18 protein-coding genes and 1 pseudogene are annotated in these 20,576 nt (G+C 71.8%); 12 read left to right on the top strand and 7 right to left on the bottom strand.

The window, feature by feature from the left end; translation table 11 throughout:
- From ACIRNI_RS31560 to ACIRNI_RS31550, 3 genes and pseudogenes are all read left to right on the top strand, one after another.
- Positions 1-279, top strand: a pseudogene (locus tag ACIRNI_RS31560) (xanthine dehydrogenase family protein subunit M); the annotation flags it as partial.
- Positions 280-281: 2 nt separating this feature from the next.
- On the top strand, positions 282-884 hold the full coding sequence (locus ACIRNI_RS31555) for a (2Fe-2S)-binding protein (protein WP_403556761.1): 603 nt from the start codon (positions 282-284) through the stop codon (positions 882-884).
- A gap of 2 nt (positions 885-886) precedes the next feature.
- The gene (locus tag ACIRNI_RS31550) at positions 887-3,277 is read left to right on the top strand and encodes a xanthine dehydrogenase family protein molybdopterin-binding subunit (protein ID WP_403556759.1); all 2,391 of its coding nucleotides are present in this window, start codon (positions 887-889) and stop codon (positions 3,275-3,277) included.
- A 94-nt stretch (positions 3,278-3,371) separates the two neighbouring features.
- On the opposite strand, the gene ACIRNI_RS31545 is transcribed toward ACIRNI_RS31550, so the two are convergent.
- Positions 3,372-3,764, bottom strand: a complete 393-nt coding sequence (locus ACIRNI_RS31545) for a DUF5997 family protein (RefSeq protein ID WP_403556757.1) — start codon at positions 3,762-3,764, stop codon at positions 3,372-3,374.
- A gap of 58 nt (positions 3,765-3,822) precedes the next feature.
- Between ACIRNI_RS31545 and ACIRNI_RS31540 the strand changes: the two genes are divergently transcribed.
- Positions 3,823-4,641, top strand: a complete 819-nt coding sequence (locus ACIRNI_RS31540) for a LysR family substrate-binding domain-containing protein (RefSeq protein WP_403556755.1) — start codon at positions 3,823-3,825, stop codon at positions 4,639-4,641.
- Positions 4,642-4,663: 22 nt separating this feature from the next.
- Here ACIRNI_RS31540 and ACIRNI_RS31535 read toward each other — a convergent pair whose 3' ends face one another.
- Positions 4,664-4,912, bottom strand: a complete 249-nt coding sequence (locus ACIRNI_RS31535) for an SCO4226 family nickel-binding protein (RefSeq protein WP_355364010.1) — start codon at positions 4,910-4,912, stop codon at positions 4,664-4,666.
- 500 nt (positions 4,913-5,412) lie between these two features.
- On the opposite strand from ACIRNI_RS31535, the gene ACIRNI_RS31530 reads away from it, so the two are divergent.
- From ACIRNI_RS31530 to ACIRNI_RS31500, 7 genes are all read left to right on the top strand, one after another.
- Entirely contained in the window at positions 5,413-6,990 is a 1,578-nt protein-coding gene (locus ACIRNI_RS31530; RefSeq protein WP_403556753.1) for a S8 family peptidase, read from the top strand.
- 242 nt (positions 6,991-7,232) lie between these two features.
- Positions 7,233-8,324, top strand: a complete 1,092-nt coding sequence (locus ACIRNI_RS31525; protein WP_403556751.1) for a DUF4190 domain-containing protein — start codon at positions 7,233-7,235, stop codon at positions 8,322-8,324.
- 100 nt (positions 8,325-8,424) lie between these two features.
- Positions 8,425-9,177, top strand: coding sequence for a GntR family transcriptional regulator (locus tag ACIRNI_RS31520; RefSeq protein ID WP_403556749.1), 753 nt, complete (start codon positions 8,425-8,427; stop codon positions 9,175-9,177).
- Positions 9,178-9,375: 198 nt separating this feature from the next.
- Positions 9,376-9,555 (top strand): SPOR domain-containing protein, encoded by a 180-nt coding sequence (locus ACIRNI_RS31515; protein WP_355364022.1) that lies wholly within the window; start codon positions 9,376-9,378, stop codon positions 9,553-9,555.
- 61 nt (positions 9,556-9,616) lie between these two features.
- Positions 9,617-10,018, top strand: a complete 402-nt coding sequence (locus ACIRNI_RS31510; protein ID WP_403556747.1) for a (deoxy)nucleoside triphosphate pyrophosphohydrolase — start codon at positions 9,617-9,619, stop codon at positions 10,016-10,018.
- Positions 10,019-10,203: 185 nt separating this feature from the next.
- The gene (locus ACIRNI_RS31505) at positions 10,204-10,623 is read left to right on the top strand and encodes an ATP-binding protein (protein WP_403556745.1); all 420 of its coding nucleotides are present in this window, start codon (positions 10,204-10,206) and stop codon (positions 10,621-10,623) included.
- Between the two features lie 178 nt (positions 10,624-10,801).
- On the top strand, positions 10,802-13,312 hold the full coding sequence (locus tag ACIRNI_RS31500) for a SpoIIE family protein phosphatase (protein WP_403556762.1): 2,511 nt from the start codon (positions 10,802-10,804) through the stop codon (positions 13,310-13,312).
- A gap of 19 nt (positions 13,313-13,331) precedes the next feature.
- Here ACIRNI_RS31500 and ACIRNI_RS31495 read toward each other — a convergent pair whose 3' ends face one another.
- From ACIRNI_RS31495 to ACIRNI_RS31475, 5 genes are all read right to left on the bottom strand, one after another.
- The gene (locus ACIRNI_RS31495) at positions 13,332-14,042 is read right to left on the bottom strand and encodes a PspA/IM30 family protein (protein ID WP_403556743.1); all 711 of its coding nucleotides are present in this window, start codon (positions 14,040-14,042) and stop codon (positions 13,332-13,334) included.
- A gap of 73 nt (positions 14,043-14,115) precedes the next feature.
- Entirely contained in the window at positions 14,116-14,907 is a 792-nt protein-coding gene (locus ACIRNI_RS31490) for a succinate dehydrogenase/fumarate reductase iron-sulfur subunit (RefSeq protein WP_403556741.1), read from the bottom strand.
- Positions 14,904-16,811 (bottom strand): fumarate reductase/succinate dehydrogenase flavoprotein subunit, encoded by a 1,908-nt coding sequence (locus ACIRNI_RS31485; RefSeq protein WP_403556739.1) that lies wholly within the window; start codon positions 16,809-16,811, stop codon positions 14,904-14,906. Before ACIRNI_RS31485 ends, ACIRNI_RS31490 begins: the two co-directional genes overlap by 4 nt.
- The gene (locus ACIRNI_RS31480; RefSeq protein WP_403556737.1) at positions 16,811-17,650 is read right to left on the bottom strand and encodes a hypothetical protein; all 840 of its coding nucleotides are present in this window, start codon (positions 17,648-17,650) and stop codon (positions 16,811-16,813) included. The genes ACIRNI_RS31485 and ACIRNI_RS31480 overlap by 1 nt, the downstream gene beginning before the upstream one ends.
- Before the next feature lie 61 nt (positions 17,651-17,711).
- Positions 17,712-17,942, bottom strand: a complete 231-nt coding sequence (locus tag ACIRNI_RS31475; protein ID WP_403556735.1) for a hypothetical protein — start codon at positions 17,940-17,942, stop codon at positions 17,712-17,714.
- Positions 17,943-18,202: 260 nt separating this feature from the next.
- Between ACIRNI_RS31475 and ACIRNI_RS31470 the strand changes: the two genes are divergently transcribed.
- On the top strand, positions 18,203-20,524 hold the full coding sequence (locus ACIRNI_RS31470; protein WP_403556733.1) for an ABC transporter family substrate-binding protein: 2,322 nt from the start codon (positions 18,203-18,205) through the stop codon (positions 20,522-20,524).
- The last annotated feature ends 52 nt before the right edge of the window (positions 20,525-20,576 follow it).

The following is a 20,576-nucleotide window of genomic DNA, read 5'->3' as shown; positions in this document are numbered from 1 at the left end:
GCGGCCCCCACCCCGGTGCGGGCCAAGGCGGCCGAGGAGTTCTTGAACGCCGCGCTCGAAGAGGGCGGCTTCTGGGACAACGGCAAGATCATCACCCCGTCGGTCGCCAAGCAGTTCGCGGAGCTCGCCTCCGCCGCCTGCAACCCGATCGACGACGTACGAGGCACCGCGAACTACCGCCGTCACGCCGTCGGGATCATGGCCCGCCGCACGCTCGGCTGGACCTGGGAGCAGTACCGCAACGGCACGGGCCGTGGCGTCGCGGAAGGAGTGGCGTGACCATGCGCGTGCATTTCACGGTCAACGGCCGTCGGCAGGAAGCCGACGACGTCTGGGAAGGTGAATCCCTCCTCTACCTGCTGCGCGAGCGAGTGGGCCTGCCCGGCTCCAAGAACGCGTGCGAGCAGGGCGAGTGCGGCTCCTGCACGGTCCGCCTGGACGGCGTCCCGGTGTGTTCGTGCCTGGTCGCGGCCGGCCAGGTCGAGGGCCGCGAGGTCGTCACCGTCGAGGGCCTCGCCGACTACGCCGAACAGCGTGCCGCGCACGGGGGTCGCGGCACCCACGCCGGCAAGAAAGCCCACGACGGCACGGTCACCGGCGCGCGGACCGGCGACGAGACCAGCCCCTCCCCGCGGGCGACGCTCTCGCCGATCCAGCAGGCGTTCGTCGACGCGGGCGCCGTCCAGTGCGGCTTCTGCACCCCGGGCCTCCTCGTCGCGGCCGACGAGATGCTGGAGCGCAACCCCTCCCCGACGGACGAGGACATCCGCGAGGGGCTCTCCGGCAACCTCTGCCGCTGCACCGGTTACGAGAAGATCCTCGACGCGGTCCGCCTGGCGGCCGCCCGTGGGGAAGCTCAAGGACTCCAGGAAGGCGTGGTCTGATCATGGCCGGAACCACCACGGGTATCCCCACCAACGTCACCCAGCGCTCCCGGGCCAAGGGCGGCATCGGCGAGTCGACGCTCCGCCCCGACGGCACCCTCAAGGTCACCGGCGAGTTCGCCTACTCCTCGGACATGTGGCACGAGGACATGCTCTGGGGGCAGATCCTGCGGTCCACGGTCGCGCACGCCGAGATCGTGTCCATCGACACCTCCGAGGCGCTGGCCACGTCCGGCGTCTACGCGGTGATGACGTACGACGACCTGCCGGCCCCGATGAAGTACTACGGCATGGAGTTCCAGGACACCCCGGTCCTCGCCCACGGCAAGGTCCGTCACCACGGCGAGCCGGTCGCCCTGGTGGCCGCCGACCACCCGGAGACCGCCCGCCGCGCCGCCGCCAAGATCAAGATCGAATACCGGGAGCTGCCGCTCGTCACCGACGAGGCCTCCGCGCTCGCTCCCGACGCCGTACTCGTGCACGAGAACCGCGTCGACCACCACGCCGCGCACGTTCCCCACCCGAACATCGTGCACCGCCAGCCGATCATCCGCGGCGACGTGGAGGAGGCCCGCAGGCGCGCCGATGTCATCGTCGAGGGCGAGTACACCTTCGGCATGCAGGACCAGGCCTTCCTCGGCCCCGAGTCCGGCCTCGCCGTGCCCGCGGAGGACGGGGGTGTCGACCTCTACGTCGCCACCCAGTGGCTGCACTCGGACCTCAAGCAGATCGCCCCGGTCCTCGGCCTGCCCGAGGAGAAGGTCCGCATGACGATGGCCGGTGTCGGCGGCGCCTTCGGCGGCCGCGAGGACATCTCGATGCAGATCCACGCCTCCGTGCTCGCGCTCCGGACGGGCAAACCGGTCAAGATCGTCTACAACCGGTTCGAGTCGTTCTTCGGCCACGTCCACCGGCACCCGGCGAAGCTCTACTACGAGCACGGCGCCACCAAGGACGGCAAGCTCACGCACATGAAGTGCAAGATCGTGCTGGACGGCGGGGCGTACGCGTCGTCCACGGCCTCGGTCGTCGGCAACGCCGCGTCCCTCTCGGCCGGTCCGTACGTCATCGACCACGTCGACATCGAGGCGGTGGGCCTCTACACGAACAACCCGCCCTGCGGCGCCATGCGCGGCTTCGGCGCGGTCCAGGCGTGCTTCGCGTACGAGGCGCAGATGGACAAGCTCGCGGCGAAGCTGGGCATGGACCCGGTGGAGTTCCGCCGGCTCAACGCCATGGAGCAGGGCACGATCATGCCGACCGGCCAGCCGGTGGACTCGCCCGCACCGGTCGCCGAGCTGCTGCGGCGCGTCAAGGCCCGCCCGCTACCGCCGGAGCGCCAGTGGGAGACCACCGCGGGCGCCGACGTCCGCGCGCTGCCCGGCGGTCTGTCCAACACCACGCACGGCGAGGGCGTCGTCCGCGGCGTCGGCTACGCGGTCGGCGTCAAGAACGTCGGCTTCTCCGAGGGCTTCGACGACTACTCCACCGCCAAGGTCCGCATCGAGGTGATCAACGGCGAGGCCGTCGCCACGGTCCACACTGCCGCGGCGGAGGTCGGCCAGGGCGGTGTCACGATCCACGCGCAGATCGCCCGCACCGAGCTCGGTGTCCAGCAGGTCACCATCCACCCCGCCGACACCCAGGTGGGCTCGGCCGGTTCGACGTCGGCGGCCCGCCAGACGTACATGACCGGCGGCGCCATCAAGAACTCCTGCGAAATCGTCCGCGAGAAGGTGCTGGAGATCGGCCGCCGCAAGTTCGGCGCCTACCACCCCGCGTGGGCCACCGCCGAACTCCTCCTGGAGGGCGGCAAGGTCGTCACCGACGGCGGCGAGGTCCTCGCCGACCTGGTGGACGTCCTGGAGGACCAGGCGGTGGAGGTCGAGGAGGAGTGGCGCCACCGCCCGACCGAGGCGTTCGACCTTCGGACGGGCCAGGGCAACGGCCACGTCCAGTACTCCTTCGCCGCGCACCGCGCGGTCGTGGAGGTCGACACCGAGCTCGGACTCGTCAAGGTCATCGAGCTCGCCTGCGCCCAGGACGTCGGCAAGGCCCTCAACCCGCTGTCCGTCGTCGGCCAGATCCAGGGTGGCACCACCCAGGGCCTGGGCGTCGCCGTGATGGAGGAGATCATCGTCGACCCGAAGACCGCGAAGGTGAAGAACCCCTCCTTCACGGACTACCTGATCCCCACCATCCTCGACACCCCGACCATCCCGGTCGACTACCTCGAACTGGCCGACCCGAACGCGCCGTACGGCGTGCGCGGCATCGGCGAGGCCCCGACCCTGTCCTCCACCCCGGCCGTCCTCGCGGCGATCCGGAACGCGACGGGCCTGGAGCTCAACAAGACGCCGGTACGGCCGGAACACCTCACGGGCACGCTGTAGTGCGCGTGCGCATACGAGAAGGGCCGGCTCCCTCGGGAGCCGGCCCTTCTCGTTACGTACCGTAGGCGCGGTCAGGAACGTGGCGTCGCGTGGGCTACTCGCCCTGCTCCGTCTGCTCCGCCTGCTTCGCCTTCAGGCGCGCCGCCTCCTTGCGGACCTCGGCCTGCGTGGCGCGCTCCTTCTGGAGCCACTCCGGGGACTCCTGCTTCAGCGCCTCGATCTGCTCGGTGGTGAGGGCCTCCGTCACTCCGCCGCGGGCGAGGCCCGAGATGGAGACGCCCAGCTTGGCGGCGACGACGGGGCGGGGGTGCGGGCCGTTGCGGCGCAGTTCGCGCAGCCACTCCGGGGGGTCGGACTGGAGGGCGGTCAGCTCGTCGCGCGTGACGACACCCTCACGGAACTCGGCGGGGGTGGCCTCGAGGTACACACCCAGCTTCTTCGCCGCGGTCGCGGGCTTCATCGTCTGGGCGGTCTTGTGCGACGTCATGGTGTCAAGGATATCGAGCATGCGCGCGACCGCCGACCACGCCCGGTAATCTGGCCGGGTGACAGGCTCGGAAGCACCTCCCTCGTTCCGGCTCGCGTACGTCCCGGGCGTGACACCCGCCAAGTGGGTGCGGATCTGGCAGGAGCGCCTGCCCCACATCCCGCTGGAGCTCGTCGCGGTGCCGGCCGCCGAAGCCCCCGGCGTACTGCGCCGGCGCGGCGCCGACGCCGGTTTCCTGCGGCTGCCGGTCGACGGGACGGACCTCAGCGCGATCCCGCTCTACACCGAGACGACGGTGGTCGTGGTCCCGAAGGACCACATCGTGGCGGCGGTCGAGGAGGTCTCCGCCGAGGAGCTGGCCGACGAGGTCGTCTTCCATCCCCTCGACGACACCCTCGACTGGGAGCACCCGCCGGGGCGGCCCGCGATCGAGCGCCCCGCCACGACGGCGGACGCCATCGAGCTGGTGGCGGCGGGGGTGGGCCTGCTGCTCGTCCCGCAGTCGCTGGCGCGTCTGCACCACCGCAGGGACCTCACGTACCGGCCGGTCACCGGGGTTCCGCAGTCGCGTGTCGCGCTGTCGTGGCCGGAGGACGCCACCACCGACATGGTGGAGGACTTCATCGGGATCGTCCGGGGGCGGACCGTCAACAGCACCCGGGGCCGCGCCGCCGCCCCGGCCGCTGAGCCGAAGCAGCGGAAGCGCCCCGAGACGACGGCCACCGGCGCACGGCGCAAGCCCGCCGCCGGAGGGTCGACCGGGAAGGCGGCCGGGAAGTCGGCCGGGAAGTCGGCCGGAAAAGCCTCCGGAAAGTCGACCGGGAAGCCGGCCGGCCGCAGCGGCGGCAAGAGCGGGAAGCCCCGCCGCCGGTCGTAGTCCGGGATCGGTGACCCTCGCGTCACACCGACAGCGGCACCTCGTGGATCTCGTCGGCCGCGTGGCCGGTCCGTTCGTGGATGCGCTTCACCGCGTCCGCCGAGGGACCGGTGGACAGGCAGTAGACCGTGCCGGACTGCGGGTCGGCCCATGCCCTCTCGAAGTGGACCCCTTCCTCCTTCTCGATGGCGAGGTCCGCCTCGTGCGCCTCGCGCAGCTGGTCGGACGTGATGCCCTTCATTCCGCGGTGGACGTCCATGTATGTGCCCATGGCTCCCACACCTCCGGGGTCGTCGTTGTGGGCCTCTCTTCCATGCTGCACCGGTAACCGGCCCCCTGCGCGCCGCACGGCACGCCGCCACACCCGCGGGCTCGGCGAACAGGCTCCGTTCGGCCAAGTCTCCGCACACCGCACGGAACTGATTTCCGGCCACGGTCGGGAGGGTGCCGCCGTCGCGGACGCCCCGGCATGCGGAGGCCAGACCCAGGTCAGGGCGGATACGGGGCAGCGGACTCCGCAATGCGGACAGGCGAAGCCCCCTGCCGGGACCGGGGACTCCGGCGTGACGGCGGTGTGGCGACCTTGTTACCGGAGCGTCGGCACCCTTGTGCGATTCCTATGGATCAGCCAATCTTTCGCTCGGCAGTCAGGTACGGGAAACGCCGCGTACGCGGCGGCGTCTCCTTGACGTGCGGCTTGTCATGCGCATGTCCATGCCTGGGTGTCGCACCCCCACAGCAGCGCACCACCCGATGAGGAGGACCCCTCACATGTCAGTGATGCGTACCTCGCGGCGAAGACTCGCCGCGGCCAGCGCCATAGCCGTCGCCGCCCTGGCGCTCGGCACCGCGTCCGCCCTGCCGTCCGCCGCGGCAGAGCAGGCTCCGGAAGGCGTCATCCAGTACGCGGGCGCTCCCAACGCCGTCGCGGGCAGCTACATCGTCACCCTGGACGAGTCCGAGGCTCCCGCCGAGTCCAAGGCGGGCCGCGCGGTCGCCGCGAAGTACGGTGCGAAGATCGAGAAGACGTTCACCTCGGCCCTCAACGGTTACGCCGTCGAGCTCTCCGAGGCCCAGGCGAAGAAGCTCGCCGCCGACCCGGCCGTGGACTCCGTCGTCCAGAACCGCGTCTTCAGCATCAACGGCACCCAGCCGTCGCCGCCCTCCTGGGGCCTGGACCGCATCGACCAGCGCGCCCTGCCGCTCAACCAGAGCTACACCTACCCCGAGCCGGCCGGGGACGGCGTCACCGCGTACATCATCGACACCGGCGTACGCATCACCCACGGCGACTTCGGCGGCCGGGCCACGTACGGCTACGACGCCGTCGACAACGACAACACCGCGCAGGACGGCAACGGCCACGGCACGCACGTCGCCGGCACCGTCGCCGGCAACGCGTACGGCGTGGCCAAGAAGGCCAAGATCGTCGGCGTCCGCGTGCTCAACAACTCCGGCTCCGGTACCACCGCCCAGGTCGTCGCCGGCATCGACTGGGTGACCCGCAACGCCGTCAAGCCGGCCGTCGCCAACATGAGCCTCGGCGGCGGCGCCGACTCGGCGCTCGACACGGCCGTACGCAACTCCATCGCCTCCGGCGTCACGTACGCCATCGCCGCCGGCAACGACGGCCGCGACGCGTCCAGCACCTCGCCGGCCCGCGTCAGCGAGGCGATCACGGTCGGCTCCACGACCAACACCGACGCGCGGTCCAGCTTCTCCAACTACGGCAGCATCGTGGACATCTTCGCGCCGGGCTCCTCCATCACCTCGGCCTGGAACACCGGCGACTCCGCCACCAACACCATCTCCGGTACGTCGATGGCCACCCCGCACGTCGCGGGCGCCGCCGCGCTGTACCTGGCCAACAACCGGACGGCGACCCCGTCCCAGGTCGCCTCGGCGCTGACCTCCGCCGCCACCACCGGCGTGGTCACCAACCCGGGCACCGGCTCCCCGAACCGCCTGCTGTACGTCGGCGACGGCGGCACCACGCCGCCTCCCGGCAAGCGGTTCGAGAACACCGCCGACTACGCGATCAACGACAACGCCACCGTCGAATCGCCGGTCACCGTCTCCGGCGTCACGGGCAACGCCCCGTCCGCCCTCCAGGTGCCCGTGAACATCGTCCACACGTACATCGGCGACCTCCAGGTGCAGCTGATCGCGCCCGACGGCACCGCGTACACGCTCAAGGGCTACGGCACCGGCGGCAGCGCCGACAACATCAACACCACGTACACCGTCAACGCCTCCTCGGAGGTCGCGAACGGCACGTGGAAGCTGCGGGTGAGCGACAACGCCAACTACGACACCGGGAAGATCGACTCCTGGGCCCTGCAGTTCTGACGTTCTGACGCACCCGTCCCACCGCACGTGAAGGGCGGCCGCCATCCCCTGGCGGCCGCCCTTTCACGTGTCGCGTACGATGCCGCGCGCCCCCGTTCAGATGCTCGAATCCGCCCCGACAGGAGCACCGCACAGCCGTGGAACCGTCCTCCCAGGGGTGGCCCCCGCCCCAGCAGCCCCATCCCGCCTATGGCATACCGGGGTACGGCATCCCCGGTGCACCCGGCCCACCCCCGCCGCCCGTGCCCCCCATCAACGGGCTCTCCATCGCGTCCCTGATCGTGGGCATCCTCTGCTGCGTACCGCCGCTCGGCATGATCCTGGGGGCCATCGCCCTCGCGCGGATCAAGAAGAAGGGCGAGCGCGGCAAGGGGCTCGCCATCGGGGGCATGGTCATGTCCCTGGTCGGCACGCTGCTGGTCACGGCCGGGATCGCCGGCGGTGGCTTCCGCGAGGCCTACGACGGCCTGCGGGAGGCGATAAGGGAGGAGCGGAGCACTCGCTCCACGTTCGACCTCCGCAAGGGGCAGTGCTTCGACCGGACCGCCGGCGGCCCCGAGGCGGAGGCGGCCGAGGTGGAGATCGTCCCGTGCTCCCGGCCGCACGACGGCGAGATCACCGGCTCCTTCAAGCTCACCGGTTTCGGCAAGGAGTGGCCGGGCGAGAAGGCGCTCGACGCCCAGGCCGAGGAGCGCTGCGAGACGATCAGCAACGCGTACGCGATGGACGCCTGGGCGCTCCCGGACAACGCCTGGCTGTACTACTACCAGCCGAGCGAGGACAGCTGGCGGTACGGCGACCGCGAGGTGAGCTGCTCGGTCACCGCCGAGACCGGCAAGCTGACCGGGTCGGTGCGCGCGGACGCCACGAACCTCGACGCCCACCAGCTCGCCTACCTCCTGGCGCTGAACCCGATCGAGACCGCCCTCATGGAGGAGCCGGAGGAGAGCGCCGACGACGACCTCGAAGCGAACACGGCGTGGGCCCGTGACGTCGAGGCGACGCTGACGGCGTCGGCCGCGGCGCTGGAGAAGTACCAGTGGCCGGCCGCGTCCAAGAAGGCCGTCACGGAGCTCGTGGCGCAGCTGAAGTCCGCCCGCGGGCACTGGAAGAAGGCGGCCGACACCTCGGACCCGGACGCCTTCTGGGAGCACTACGAGCGGGGGTACGACGCCCTTCCGTACGACCTGGGGGCCGAGGCGCGCACCGCGCTCGGGCTGGCGGACACCCCGCCGGACGATCCGACCGAGGACCCAGAGGACCCGGAGGACCCGGAGGACCCGGGCCAGTCGGGGGAGTCGGGCTCGGGTTCCGGTGCGGGCGCGGCCGTCTGAACGGCCGTCATCACTTTGGGTGAATCTCTGGCTCATGCTTGCGGGGCTCAACCGTCGGTTGCCACGCTGTAGCTGTCTGTCAAGCTGATGGGAGTGGCCCGTGACATTCGGTGAGCAGCCCGCCTATCTGCGCGTCGCGAGCGATCTTCGGCAGAAGATCGTCAATGGCTCGCTGCCGCCGCACACCCGTCTCCCCTCGCAGGCCCGCATCCGCGAGGAGTACGGGGTCTCGGACACCGTCGCCCTGGAGGCCCGCAAGGTGCTCATGGCCGAGGGTCTGGTGGAGGGCCGCTCCGGCTCGGGGACGTACGTCCGGGAGCGGCCAGTGCCGCGCCGGATCGCGCGCTCCGGCTACCGCAGGCCCTCCGGAGCCACCCCCTTCCGGCAGGAGCAGGCGGACGAGGGGGCGCGCGGCACCTGGGAGTCCAGCAGTGAGCAGGAGCGCGCGAGCGCGGCCATCGCCGAGCGGCTCGGCATTGCTCTCGGGGAGCGGGTGATGCGCACGCGGTACGTCTTCCGGGAGGGCGGTGAGCCGATGATGCTCTCCACCTCCTGGGAGCCGCTCGCCGTCACCGGGCGCACGCCGGTCATGCTGCCGGAGGAGGGGCCGCTCGGTGGCTGCGGGGTCGTCGAGCGGATGGCGGCCATCGACGTCGTCGTGGACAACGTGGTGGAGGAGGTCGGCGCGCGGCCCGGGCTCGCGGAGGAGCTGCTGACGCTCGGCGGGGTGCCGGGGCACGTGGTGATGGTGGTGGAGCGGACGTACTTCGCCTCGGGGCGGGCGGTGGAGACGGCCGATGTGGTGGTGCCCGCCGACCGCTACCGGCTCTCGTACCACCTGCCGGTGCGCTGACGGGGCTTCTCGGCTCCGCGCAAGGGGCGCACTCAGCCGAGTGCGCCCCCTTTCTGTGCCGGTTCCCTGGCTGGAACCGTATCTCTTTGTGAAAACCCGTATCCGCTGCGTAAAGGTCAGGCGTAAGCTCGGGCATATGCGGAGTGCGGTTTCGTCGGGATCCTTAGAGATATGCGCGCCGGCGCGGGGAGAGGTGCGATGAACGACAGCGGTGCGGTACTCCCCTGGCTGGTCATTCGCCAGGACGACAACGGCAACCAGTACCGGGTGGGCAGGTGCGCCACCAGGGACGAGGCGCAGAAGCTCGCCGACAGCCTCGACTCGCGCGGGCACGAGCAGACGTACTGGGTCGAGCGGGTGGGCCAGACGACCGTCTGACCCTTCGGACCCTTCTCACCGTGCTGACTGCGCTGACCGGGCGCGGGTTACGCTCCGGCGCATGACGGATCGTGTGGTGGTGGCCGGAGCCGTGTTCGACGAGGGGCGGCTCCTGGCCGCGCGCCGCAGCGCCCCGCCGGCGCTCGCCGGCCGCTGGGAGCTGCCCGGCGGCAAGCTGGAGGCCGGCGAGACGGCGCAGGAGGCGCTCGTGCGGGAGCTGCGCGAGGAGCTGGGCGTGGAGACCGTGCCGGTCGAGCGCGTGCCCGGCGAGTGGCCGCTGGCTCCGGGGTACGTCCTCCAGGTCTGGACGGCGCGGCTCATCACGGGGGAGCCGCGGGCGCTGCAGGACCATGACGAGCTGCGGTGGCTGGACCGCCGTGAACTGGACAGTGTCGACTGGCTGGATCAAGACCGCCCCGCCGTCGCCGCGGTGGCGGGCTACTTCCCCGCGGAGCAGTCCTGAGAGGCAGGTCTGAGCGGCAGGCCTGAGAAGCGGTCCTGAGAGGCCGCCCCGCCTCGGGACCCTGACGCCCGCTGTACGCCGTTCGTGCCACCATGCGCCCCCCGACACGATAGTGCGCCCCGAATATCGGGTATGTCCCGATTAACCCCCCAAAAAATGGACGTGGGTCTGCCTCGCTCTGGGAAGTGGTCGGCGTGATCGACACCAAAGGCGAGTGCGTCGCCGAGTGGACCTTCCCGGCCGAGCTCGACGCCGTACGGACCGCCCGGCACGCCGTCCGGGAGACGCTCCGCGGTTGGGATCTGGACGCGGCCGTCGGGGATGTGACGGTGCTGCTGGTGAGCGAGCTCGTGACCAATTCCATGCGGTACGCCTCCGGGCCCATCGGGGTCCGGCTGAGCCGTCCGCCGCACCGGGACGGGGTGCCCGCCCTCACCGTGGAGGTCTCCGATCCGCTTCCGGATCCGCCCCTGGAGCGGTCCGCCGGACCCGACGAGGAAGGGGGCCGCGGGCTTCAGCTCGTGGCCTGTTCCGCCCGCCGCTGGGGGACCCGCAGGGGGCGCGCGGGAAAGACCGTGTGGTTCGAGCTGGTCCTGCCTGGTTAGAAGAGTGAAGGGACGATCACTTTCCGGGCAGGCTCAAAACGACCGAGACCACCCTGTGATCGTGAACGGCGTGCCGACGGGGGCCGTAGTGCTGAATACTGCGGGAATGGCCGGTCCGGTGCGGTGAGCTGGAGGGGACGGTCGCGTGAGCGAGATACCTGAGACGGCGAGCGGCGTCATGTGGCAGAGCAGCCCGCCTGGCTCGATCTATGACTACATCAGAGTCGCGTCCTTCTCGATAGGCCCCGACGGCCTGGTCGATCAGTGGAGCCTCCGCGCCGCCGAGCTGTTCGGCATCCCGGCCCGCGAGGTCAGAGGCAAGGACCCGGTCGAGGCGTTCATGCCCCCCGACCTGCGCCCGCGCGGTCACCGCAAGGTCGCCGAGATCCTCGACGGCAAGGAATGGACGGGCCTCGTCCCCTTCCGTATCCCCGGCGAGCGCGTCACCCGCGGCATAGCCGAGCTGTACGTGATGCCGAGCGAGACCGCGGACGGCGAGCGGGGCGCGCTGTGCATCGTCGTCGACGTCCGCGCGCTCCGGCGGATCGAGACCGATCTTGCCGCATCACAGGCGATTTTCGGTCAATCGCCTTTCGGGTTTCTCCTCTTCGGGACCGACCTGACGGTCCAGCGCGCCAACCGCCGCTTCGCCACCGTTTTCGGCGGCTCCGTCGACGACCACCGGGGCCGTACCGTCCACGACTACCTCTCGCGACCCGAGGCGGAGCGGATGACCGCCGCGCTCCAGCGCGTCCTGCGGACCGGCGAGGCCGTCACCGACCTCCAGCTGACCGGCTCCGTGCCCGGCACCACCGACCACCGCCACTGGTCGATCAACCTCTACCGGGTGCACAGCGGCACCGGCCGCCCCATCGGCGTCGCCGGCCTCGGCACGGACGTCACCCGCCGCCAGATCGCCGCCCGCGAGGCCGCCAGCGCCCGCCGCAACCTCGCCCTCCTCAACGAGGCCAGCGCCCGCATCGGCAACAGCCTCGATCTGGAGACCACCGCCCGCGAGCTCCTCGACGTCGCCGTCCCCGGCTTCTGCGACCTCGCCTCCGTCGACCTCTACCAGGGCCTGCTCACCGGCGACGAGGCCCCGCCCGGGCGCGCCGCCGACGGAGGCGCCGACCTGCGCCGCGTCGCCTTCGCCAGCGCCGTGTCGGACACCCCGCTGGTGAGCCAGAGCGTCAACCCCGGCGAGGTGCCCCGCTGCTGCGACACCGCGCCCATCGACGTCGGCGCCGTCCACCGCTACCCCTTCAACTCACCCTGCGCGGCCGCCCTGCGCACCGGCCGCCCGCAGACCCTGCCGGCCGCCGACGGCAGCCTCGTCCAGTCCACCCTCGTGGTGCCGATGGTCGCGCACGACACCGTCGTCGGGCTGGTCCAGTTCTCCCGTACGAAGGGCAGCGAGCCCTTCGGCGAACGCGACCGGGCCCTCGCCGTCGAGCTCGCCGCCCGCGCCGCCGTCTGCATCGACAACGCCCGGCTCTACCGCCGCGAGCACGAACGCGCGCTGATCCTCCAGCGCAGCCTGCTGCCGCCCGGCGACCCCGAGGCGGCCGGCCTCGACATCGCCTGCCGCTACCTGCCCGGCAACACCGCCACCGAGGTCGGCGGCGACTGGTTCGACGTCATCGAACTGCCCGGGCACCGCACCGCCCTCGTCGTCGGCGACGTCATGGGCCGCGGGCTGCGCGCCGCCGTCGCGATGGGCGAACTGCGCACGGCGGTCCGCACCCTGGCGCAGCTCGACCTGGAGCCGGCCGAGGTCCTCTCCCACCTCGACGAGATCGCCCGCGGCCTCGGCACCCCCACCGGCGCCGGCCGCGCCGGCCGCGGCGCGGCCGAACGCTCCGAGGTCTACCTCGCCACCTGCGTGTACGCGGTGTACGACGCCGTCACCCGCCGCTGCACCTTCGCCAACGCCGGCCACCTCCCGCCGGTGCTGGTCGAGCAGGGCGAGGAGGCGCTCCTCCTCGACGTACCGCCCGGCATGCCCCTCGGCGTCGGCGTCGGCGGCGAGCCCTTCGAGGAGGTCGAGATCGAGCTCCCCGAGGGCGCGCTGCTCGCCCTCTACACCGACGGGCTCGTCGAGTCCCGCGACCACCCGCTCGACGAGGGCCTGCGGGCCTTCCGCAGCGCGCTCACCGACCCGGCGCGGCCGCTGGAGGACGTCTGCGACCACGTCCTCACCACCCTGGACACCCGCCACGGCGAGGACGACATCGCCCTGCTCATGGCCCGCGTCCAGGGACTGCCCGCCGAGGCGGTCGGCGACTGGCGCCTGCCGCGCGAGCCGCGCTCCGTCGGCCGCGCCCGCGAACTGGCCCGGGCCCAGCTGACCGCCTGGGAGCTGGAGCCGCTCGTCGACACCGTGGAGCTGCTCGTCAGCGAGCTGGTCACCAACGCCCTGCGGTACGGCGAGGGCGAGATCCGGCTGCGGCTGCTGCGCGACCGCACCCTGGTGTGCGAGGTGTGGGACGCGGGCCTGGTCCAGCCGCGCCGCCGCCGCGCCCGCGACACCGACGAGGGCGGCCGGGGCCTCCAGCTCGTCGGCCTGCTCAGCACCTCGTGGGGCTCGCGGCGCACACCGCGCGGCAAGACGGTCTGGTTCGACCTCCCGCTCCCCTCGGGCACGAGCCCCTCGGAACCGACGGTCGACCAGCTCCTGAGCATGTTCTGAGCCGAAGCCGAAGGAGTGGTTACGCAGCCGCCTTCAGCGCCGCCAGCCGCGCCTCGATCTCCGCGCGGCGGGTGGCGAGGTCGGGCAGGTCCAGCCGTTCGAAGAGGCCGTCCAGGGACGAGGCCGCGAGCTCCTGCTTGCCCAGCGCCTTGGCCTCCTCGCGGCGCACCTTGTCGTCGAAGCGGTTCAGCTCGCTCGTGGGGTCGAGGACGTCGATCGAGCGGACCACGTCCAGCTTCGGCGTACGGCTGACGGCGGTCGCGTCCGTACGCGCCGCCTCCAGCGCGGTCAGCTTCTGCCGCATCCGCTCCAGGCCGTCCCGCAGCGTCGCCACGAGCTCCCGCTGGGCCGCGATCGTCGGCTCGGCGGCCCGTGCGTCCTCCTCGGCCTGGAGCTGGTGCCCGAGGGCCACCTTCGCGAGGGTGTCGAACTTGTCCGCGAGGCCGCCGCGGTTCGCCATCCGCAGGTCGTCGGCCTTGCGGCTCGCCTCACGGGCCTTCTCACCCCACTCGTGGGCCGCCGTGACGTCCTCCCCGTGGTCCTGCTCCAGCAGCCGCAGGCCGTCGAGGGTGCTCTCCACCGCCCGCTCGGCCTCGGCGATGTGCGTGGAGTAGTCGCGGATCAGCTCGTCCAGCATCCGCCGCGGATCCTCCGCCTGGTCGAGCAGCGCGTTGACGTCGGCCTTCGCCAGCTGGGCCACGCGGCCGAGGACGGTCTGCTTGCTGGTCATGGCACCTCTCCTCGATGACACCGGCCCCCCGTACGCGTACGGGGGGCCGGTACCCAGCGTCACATCTGTGAGGCTATGTCCCCTTCTGGGGCTTCGCGACCGGACGCCGGCCGATCTTGCTGCCGAGCCACACCAGCGGGTCGTACTTGCGGTCCACGGCCCGCTCCTTCAGCGGGATCAGGGCGTTGTCCGTGATCTTGATGCCCTCGGGGCAGACCTCGGTGCAGCACTTGGTGATGTTGCAGTAGCCCAGCCCGTGGTCGTCCTGCGCCGTCGCCTTGCGGTCCAGGCCGCTGTCCGCCGCCGCGTCCAGCGGGTGCATGTCTAGCTCCGCGATCCGCATGAGGAAGCGCGGCCCGGCGAAGGCCGTCTTGTTCTCCTCGTGGTCGCGCACCACATGGCAGGTGTCCTGGCACAGGAAGCACTCGATGCACTTGCGGAACTCCTGCGGACGGTCCACGTCCACCTGCTGCATCCGGTACTCGCCCGGCGCCAGCCCCTGCGGCGGCACGAACGACGGCACCTCACGCGCCTTCTCGTAGTTGAAGGACACGTCCGTCACCAGGTCCCGCACCACGGGGAAGGCCCGCAGCGGCGTCACCGTGATCGTCTCGTCCCGCGAGAACGTCGACATCCGCGTCATGCACATCAGCCGCGGACGGCCGTTGATCTCCGCGCTGCACGAACCGCACTTGCCCGCCTTGCAGTTCCACCGCACCGCCAGGTCCGGGGCCTGCGTGGCCTGGAGCCGGTGGATGATGTCGAGCACGACCTCGCCGTCGTTCACCTCGACGGTGAAGTCCTTCAGACCGCCGCCGGCCGTGTCGCCCCGCCACACCCGGAAGCTCGCGTCGTACGTGGTCACTCGTAGAGCTCCTCTTCGGCGAGGTACTTGACCAGCTCCTCCTTGTCGAAGAGAGCGAGCAGGTCGGTACGGATGGGCTCGGTCGTCGTGCGTTCCAGGGTGATCTGCCCGCGCGCGGAGTCGGGCGCCGCGAGCTTGCACAGCAGGTTGATCCGCCGCCACTCGCGGTCCATGCCCGGGCAGTCCTCCCGGGTGTGGCCGCCGCGGCTCTCCCGGCGCTCCAGCGCCGCACGCGCCACGCACTCGCTGACCAGCAGCATGTTGCGCAGGTCCAGCGCCAGGTGCCAGCCGGGGTTGAACTGCCGGTGGCCCTCGACGACCGCCCGCCCCGCCCGCCGGCGCAGCTCGGCGAGGGTGCGCAGCGCCTGCGCCATCTCCTCCTCGCGGCGGATGATGCCGACGAGGTCGTTCATCGTCTGCTGGAGCTCCTGGTGGAGCGTGTACGGGTTCTCCGGGACCTCGGCGGGCTCCAGGCCCTCGGGGCCGAACGGCCGCAGCGCCTCGGCCGCCGCCGCGTCGACCTGCGCGGCGTCCACCCGCGGGCGCTCGCCGAGGCCGGTCGCGTACTCCGCCGCGTACAGCCCGGCCCGGCGCCCGAAGACCAGCAGGTCGGAGAGGGAGTTCCCGCCGAGCCGGTTGGAGCCGTGCATGCCGCCCGCGACCTCACCGGCGGCGAACAGGCCGGGGACGCCGACCGCCGCGGCCGTGTCCGAGTCGACGGCCACGCCGCCCATCACGTAGTGGCAGGTCGGGCCGACCTCCATCGGCTCGGCGGTGATGTCGACGTCCGCCAGTTCCTTGAACTGGTGGTACATCGACGGCAGCCGCCGCTTGATGGTCTCGGCCGGCATGCGCGTCGACACGTCGAGGAACACCCCGCCGTGCGGGGAGCCGCGCCCCGCCTTGACCTCGGCGTTGATCGCGCGGGCGACCTCGTCGCGGGGGAGCAGCTCGGGCGGGCGCCGGTTGTTGTCCGGGTCCTCGTACCAGCGGTCGCCCTCCTCCTCCGTCTCGGCGTACTTCTCCTTGAAGACGTCCGGGACGTAGTCGAACATGAACCGCTTGCCGTCGCTGTTGCGCAGCACGCCGCCGTCGCCGCGGACGGACTCGGTGACGAGGATGCCCTTCACGGACGGCGGCCAGACCATGCCGGTGGGGTGGAACTGGACGAACTCCATGTTCACCAGCGGCGCGCCCGCCAGCAGCGCCAGCGCGTGGCCGTCGCCGGTGTACTCCCAGGAGTTGGAGGTGACCTTGAAGGACTTGCCGATGCCGCCGGTCGCGAGGACCACGGACGGGGCCTCCAGGACGAAGAAGCGGCCGGACTCGCGCTCGTAGCAGAAGGCCCCGGAGACGCGGCCGTCCTCTTTCAGGACGCGGGTGACCGTGCACTCCTGGAAGACCTTCAGCCGGGCCTCGTAGTCCCCGAAGCGCTCCTTGTCCTCCTGCTGGAGGGAGACGATCTTCTGCTGGAGCGTACGGATGAGCTCCAGGCCGGTGCGGTCCCCGACGTGCGCGAGGCGGGGGTACTCATGACCGCCGAAGTTGCGCTGGGAGATGCGCCCGTCCTTGGTGCGGTCGAAGAGGGCGCCCCAGGTCTCCAGCTCCCACACCCGGTCGGGGGCCTCGCGTGCGTGCAGCTCGGCCATCCGCCACTGGTTGAGGAACTTGCCGCCGCGCATGGTGTCGCGGAAGTGCACCTGCCAGTTGTCCCCGGCGTTGACGTTGCCCATGGAGGCGGCGATGCCGCCCTCCGCCATCACGGTGTGGGCCTTGCCGAACAGCGATTTGCAGACCACGGCCGTACGGGCGCCCTGTTCGCGCGCCTCGATGGCGGCCCGCAGCCCCGCCCCGCCGGCGCCGACCACGACGACGTCCCACTGCTGCCGTTCCGCTTGCGTCATCAGAAAAACCTCGGATCCTCGAAAGCGCCCGTGGCGAGCAGGTACACGTAGAAGTCGGCGAGCGCCACGCTCAGCAGCGACGCCCAGGCGAGCTGCATGTGACGGGCGTTCAGCTTGCCGACCCAGCTCCACAGCCGGTAGCGCACCGGATGCTTCGAGAAGTGCTTCAGCCGGCCGCCGACGATGTGCCGGCAGGAGTGGCAGGAGAGGGTGTACGCCCAGATCAGCACGATGTTGACGAGGAAGACCAGCGTGCCCAGACCCATGTGCCCCCAGGCGTACGACGCGTCGCGGAAGGCGAGCACGGTGTCGTACGTGAGGATGCCGGCGACCGGCAGGGCGGCGTAGAAGAAGTACCGGTGGATGTTCTGCAGGATCAGCGGGAAGCGGGTCTCGCCGGTGTACTTCTTGTGCGGCTCGGCGACCGCGCACGCCGGGGGCGACGCCCAGAAGCCCCGGTAGTACGCCTTGCGGTAGTAGTAGCAGGTCAGCCGGAAGCCGAGCGGGAAGATCAGGATCAGCAGGGCGGGGGAGAGGCCCCACCAGCTGCCGAAGATCTCCCAGTTGGGCCCGCCCTTCATCGGCGCGCAGTTCTCGGCGAGGCACGGCGAGTAGAACGGCGAGACGTAGGGCGCGGCGTAGTAGTCGCTGTTGGCGAAGGCGCGCCAGGTGGAGTAGACGATGAACGCCAGCAGTCCGGCGGCCGTGGCGGCGGGTGCGAGCCACCAGCGGTCGGTACGCAGGTGGCGGGGCGCGATGGCGGCACGGGTGGCGCTGTGCACGCCGGTGCGCGATGGATCCGCCGGTTCGGTGTGTGGTTGTTGGGTCCCTGTGGCCAACGGGGTCTCCTAGGAGGGGCCTGTGGGTGGGTGTGGGCGAGCGTGCCGACCCCCGGTCCCGTCAGGGGGCGCGCCGGCCCCGGGCGCCCAGACCCTCGTCGTCCGTGTCGATCCAGAGGGACGAGTCGTACGGATCGTCCGAGATGGTCACCAGGCCCTCCGGCCTGCCGACGGCCGCGGACGGGGACGTTCCCTCGCGCTGCTGCGCGAGGTTCTGCTCCAGCCGGATGATCGAACGGGCGAGCTCTTCGAGGTTTCGCTTGACCTCGGTCAAATCGTCCTGAAGTGCCATGGAATACCCTCACTTCGCGATCGCGGGGGTGGCAAAGGGGTGGCAAACACGCGCCTGCGAGTGTTGCGCGTCACATCACCCGTTGGGAAGCCGCGTGCATGGATTCCACTCTTCTGGAGGCACCGTTGGGCCGCACGGGTGGCATTTCGCGGACCGCACCGCCGTGTCGCCGCCGCGGGCCCGGCCGGTGGTTTTCAGTGTAGGGGCAATAGGTCTGATCATCTCTAAATTCCACAAAACAGGACGAAGAGGTATAAGACATGTCCCACCTCGGCGCTCCTCTCCGGTCCGTCGCCCTCCTCACCGGGGGCGTCATCGCCGCCTCCGTCCTCACGCTGACCGGATGCGGCTCCGGCGACGAGGAGAGCACCGCGCGGCCCGTCCCCCAGGACATCGCGCCCGCCGCGCGCGACCGGGTCGCCGACGGGGGGACGCTGCGCTGGGCCGTCGACGCCGTGCCGGCCACGCTCAACGCCTTCCAGGCGGACGCCGACGCCACCACCGCACGCATCGCCGGGGCCGTCCTGCCCGCCCTCTTCACCCTCGACGACCGCGGCCGCCCGCAGCGCAACCCCGACTACCTCGAATCGGCCGAGATCATCGAGACCGAGCCCAAGCAGGTCGTCCTCTACAAGCTCCACCAGCAGGCGGTGTGGAGCGACGGGCGCGAGATCGGAGCCCCGGACTTCGCCGCCCAGTGGCGCGCGCTCAGCGGCAAGGACTCCGCGTACTGGACCGCCCGCAACGCCGGGTACGAACGCATCGAGAAGATCGAGCGCGGCGCGAGCGACCTGGAGGTGCGGGTCACCTTCAACAAGCCGTACGCCGACTGGCGCGCCCTGTTCACCCCGCTCTACCCCAAGGACGTCACCGGCAAGCCGGACACCTTCAACGACGGCGCCCGGACGCGGCTCGCCACCTCCGCCGGCCCCTTCCGGCTGAAGGCCGTCGACACCGACGCCGGCACGGTCACCCTCGTACGCAACCCCCGCTGGTGGGGGCAGCCCGCCAAGCTCGACACGCTCGTGCTGCGCGCCGTCCCGCGCACCGGGCGCGCCGCCGCGCTCGCCGCCGGGACGGTGGACCTGGCCGAGATCGACCGCGCGACGGCCGACCGGATCGCGCAGGCGGCGCAGGAGCGCAAGAAGGGCGCCGCGGGTGCCGAGGGCGCCGCGGGACCGCAGGCCGCCGCAGGCCCCGTGTCCGCTCCCCTCGCGCCGTCCGCCGCGCTGAAGTCCTGGGCCCTGGCGTACGGCTCCGACGAGGTCACGGCCGCGCGCGTCCAGGCGGTGCGCGCGAAGGAGCGGCAGGCGGCCGCGGCGCAGGCGGCCGAGCGCGAGGCGCTGCGCGGCTTCACCGTCCGCAAGTCGCTGGAGCCCGCCTACACGCAGCTCGCGCTGAACGGCGAGTCCGGGCCCCTCGCGGACGAGCGGGTGCGCCGGGCCGTGGCCCGGGCGCTGGACCGGCGCGTGCTCGCCGAGGCCGTCCTGAAGCCGCTGGGACTGCCCGCGCACCCGGTCGGCAGCCACCTCGCGCTGGCCGGCCAGTGGGCGTACGCGGACAGCAGCGGCGCGCTGGGCGAGCAGGACACCGAGGAGGCCCAGGCCCTGCTGGCGGACGCGGGCTGGACCCCCGGCGGCGGGGCCCGCAAGCCCGCCGAGCCGAAGGAGGGGACGAAGGCGGGCGCCGAGGCCTCCCCGGGCACGCCGAGGGCCGCGTCCGTCCCGGGGGCCCGCACGGCCGCGCACGGCCAGGGCGCCCCGGACCGGCCCTCGAACGACGGCCTCTACATCGTGGGCGACGACAAGTCGCCCGGCGACGGCGACGGCACCCGCATCCTGGCCCCCGCCCCCGTCGAGGCGGTCCGGGGCGCGCTGCTGCGGCAGGCGGCCTCCGTCGGCGGGACCGACGACGCCGAGAACCCCGGCAGGGTGGACACCTCCGACCAGGCCGACAAGGCGAAGGGCGGCGTCCCCGGCGCGTACGCCCCGCGCGGCACCGCCGCACCCGGGCCCGCGTCACCCTCCGCCGAGGCGGCGGGCGGGCCGCTCGGCAGGAACGGCAAGGAGCTGACCCTGCGGTTCGTCCTGCCGTCCGGGCCCGGCTCGGAGGCGCTGCGGACCGTCGGCGGGAAGATCGCCGCAATGCTGGACCGGATCGGGATCCGCACCCACGTCGTCAAGGTCTCCGACGAGAGCTACTTCAAGGACCACATCGCCGCCGGCGACTACGACCTCGCCCTCTACTCCTGGCCCGCCACCGCCTACCCCGCGACCGACGGGCGGCCGATCTTCGCCAAGCCGCAGCCCGCCACGGACGGGTCCCTGCTCGTGGAGCAGAACTACACGCGCGTCGGTACGGACCACATCGACCAGCTCTTCGACCAGGCGGCCGCCGAGCTCGACGAGAAGGCGGCGCGGGAGCTGGTGAAGCAGGCCGATGCCCGGATCTGGGCCGCGGCCGGGTCCATCCCGCTCTACCAGCGGCCCCAGCTGGTCGCGGCCCGGCCGAACGTGGTCAACGCCGGGGCCTTCGGCTTCGCGACGCCCCGCTACGAGGACATCGGCTTCCGTCGGAAGTGACGGAAGCCGCGTAGGAGCAGGTCAAGCTCAGAATCCGCTCAAGTCGCTTGCC

This window comes from Streptomyces sp. NPDC093546 (assembly GCF_044765045.1).
Taxonomy (GTDB): Bacteria; Actinomycetota; Actinomycetes; order Streptomycetales; family Streptomycetaceae; genus Streptomyces.
The sequence above is the reverse complement of the archived record's forward strand: the minus strand, read 5'-3'. Positions and strand labels throughout refer to the sequence as shown.

Excerpts from the sequence above, each read along its gene's own strand:
- ACIRNI_RS31555 (WP_403556761.1), top strand. The coding sequence starts at position 282 with ATGCGCGTGCATTTCACGGTCAACGGCCGTCGGCAGGAAGCCGACGAC.
- ACIRNI_RS31550 (WP_403556759.1), top strand. The coding sequence starts at position 887 with ATGGCCGGAACCACCACGGGTATCCCCACCAACGTCACCCAGCGCTCC.
- ACIRNI_RS31545 (WP_403556757.1), bottom strand. The coding sequence starts at position 3,764 with ATGACGTCGCACAAGACCGCCCAGACGATGAAGCCCGCGACCGCGGCG.
- ACIRNI_RS31535 (WP_355364010.1), bottom strand. The coding sequence starts at position 4,912 with ATGGGCACATACATGGACGTCCACCGCGGAATGAAGGGCATCACGTCC.
- ACIRNI_RS31530 (WP_403556753.1), top strand. The coding sequence starts at position 5,413 with ATGTCAGTGATGCGTACCTCGCGGCGAAGACTCGCCGCGGCCAGCGCC.
- ACIRNI_RS31515 (WP_355364022.1), top strand. The coding sequence starts at position 9,376 with ATGAACGACAGCGGTGCGGTACTCCCCTGGCTGGTCATTCGCCAGGAC.
- ACIRNI_RS31510 (WP_403556747.1), top strand. The coding sequence starts at position 9,617 with ATGACGGATCGTGTGGTGGTGGCCGGAGCCGTGTTCGACGAGGGGCGG.
- ACIRNI_RS31500 (WP_403556762.1), top strand. The coding sequence starts at position 10,802 with ATGTGGCAGAGCAGCCCGCCTGGCTCGATCTATGACTACATCAGAGTC.
- ACIRNI_RS31495 (WP_403556743.1), bottom strand. The coding sequence starts at position 14,042 with ATGACCAGCAAGCAGACCGTCCTCGGCCGCGTGGCCCAGCTGGCGAAG.
- ACIRNI_RS31485 (WP_403556739.1), bottom strand. The coding sequence starts at position 16,811 with ATGACGCAAGCGGAACGGCAGCAGTGGGACGTCGTCGTGGTCGGCGCC.
- ACIRNI_RS31475 (WP_403556735.1), bottom strand. The coding sequence starts at position 17,942 with ATGGCACTTCAGGACGATTTGACCGAGGTCAAGCGAAACCTCGAAGAG.
- ACIRNI_RS31470 (WP_403556733.1), top strand. The coding sequence starts at position 18,203 with ATGTCCCACCTCGGCGCTCCTCTCCGGTCCGTCGCCCTCCTCACCGGG.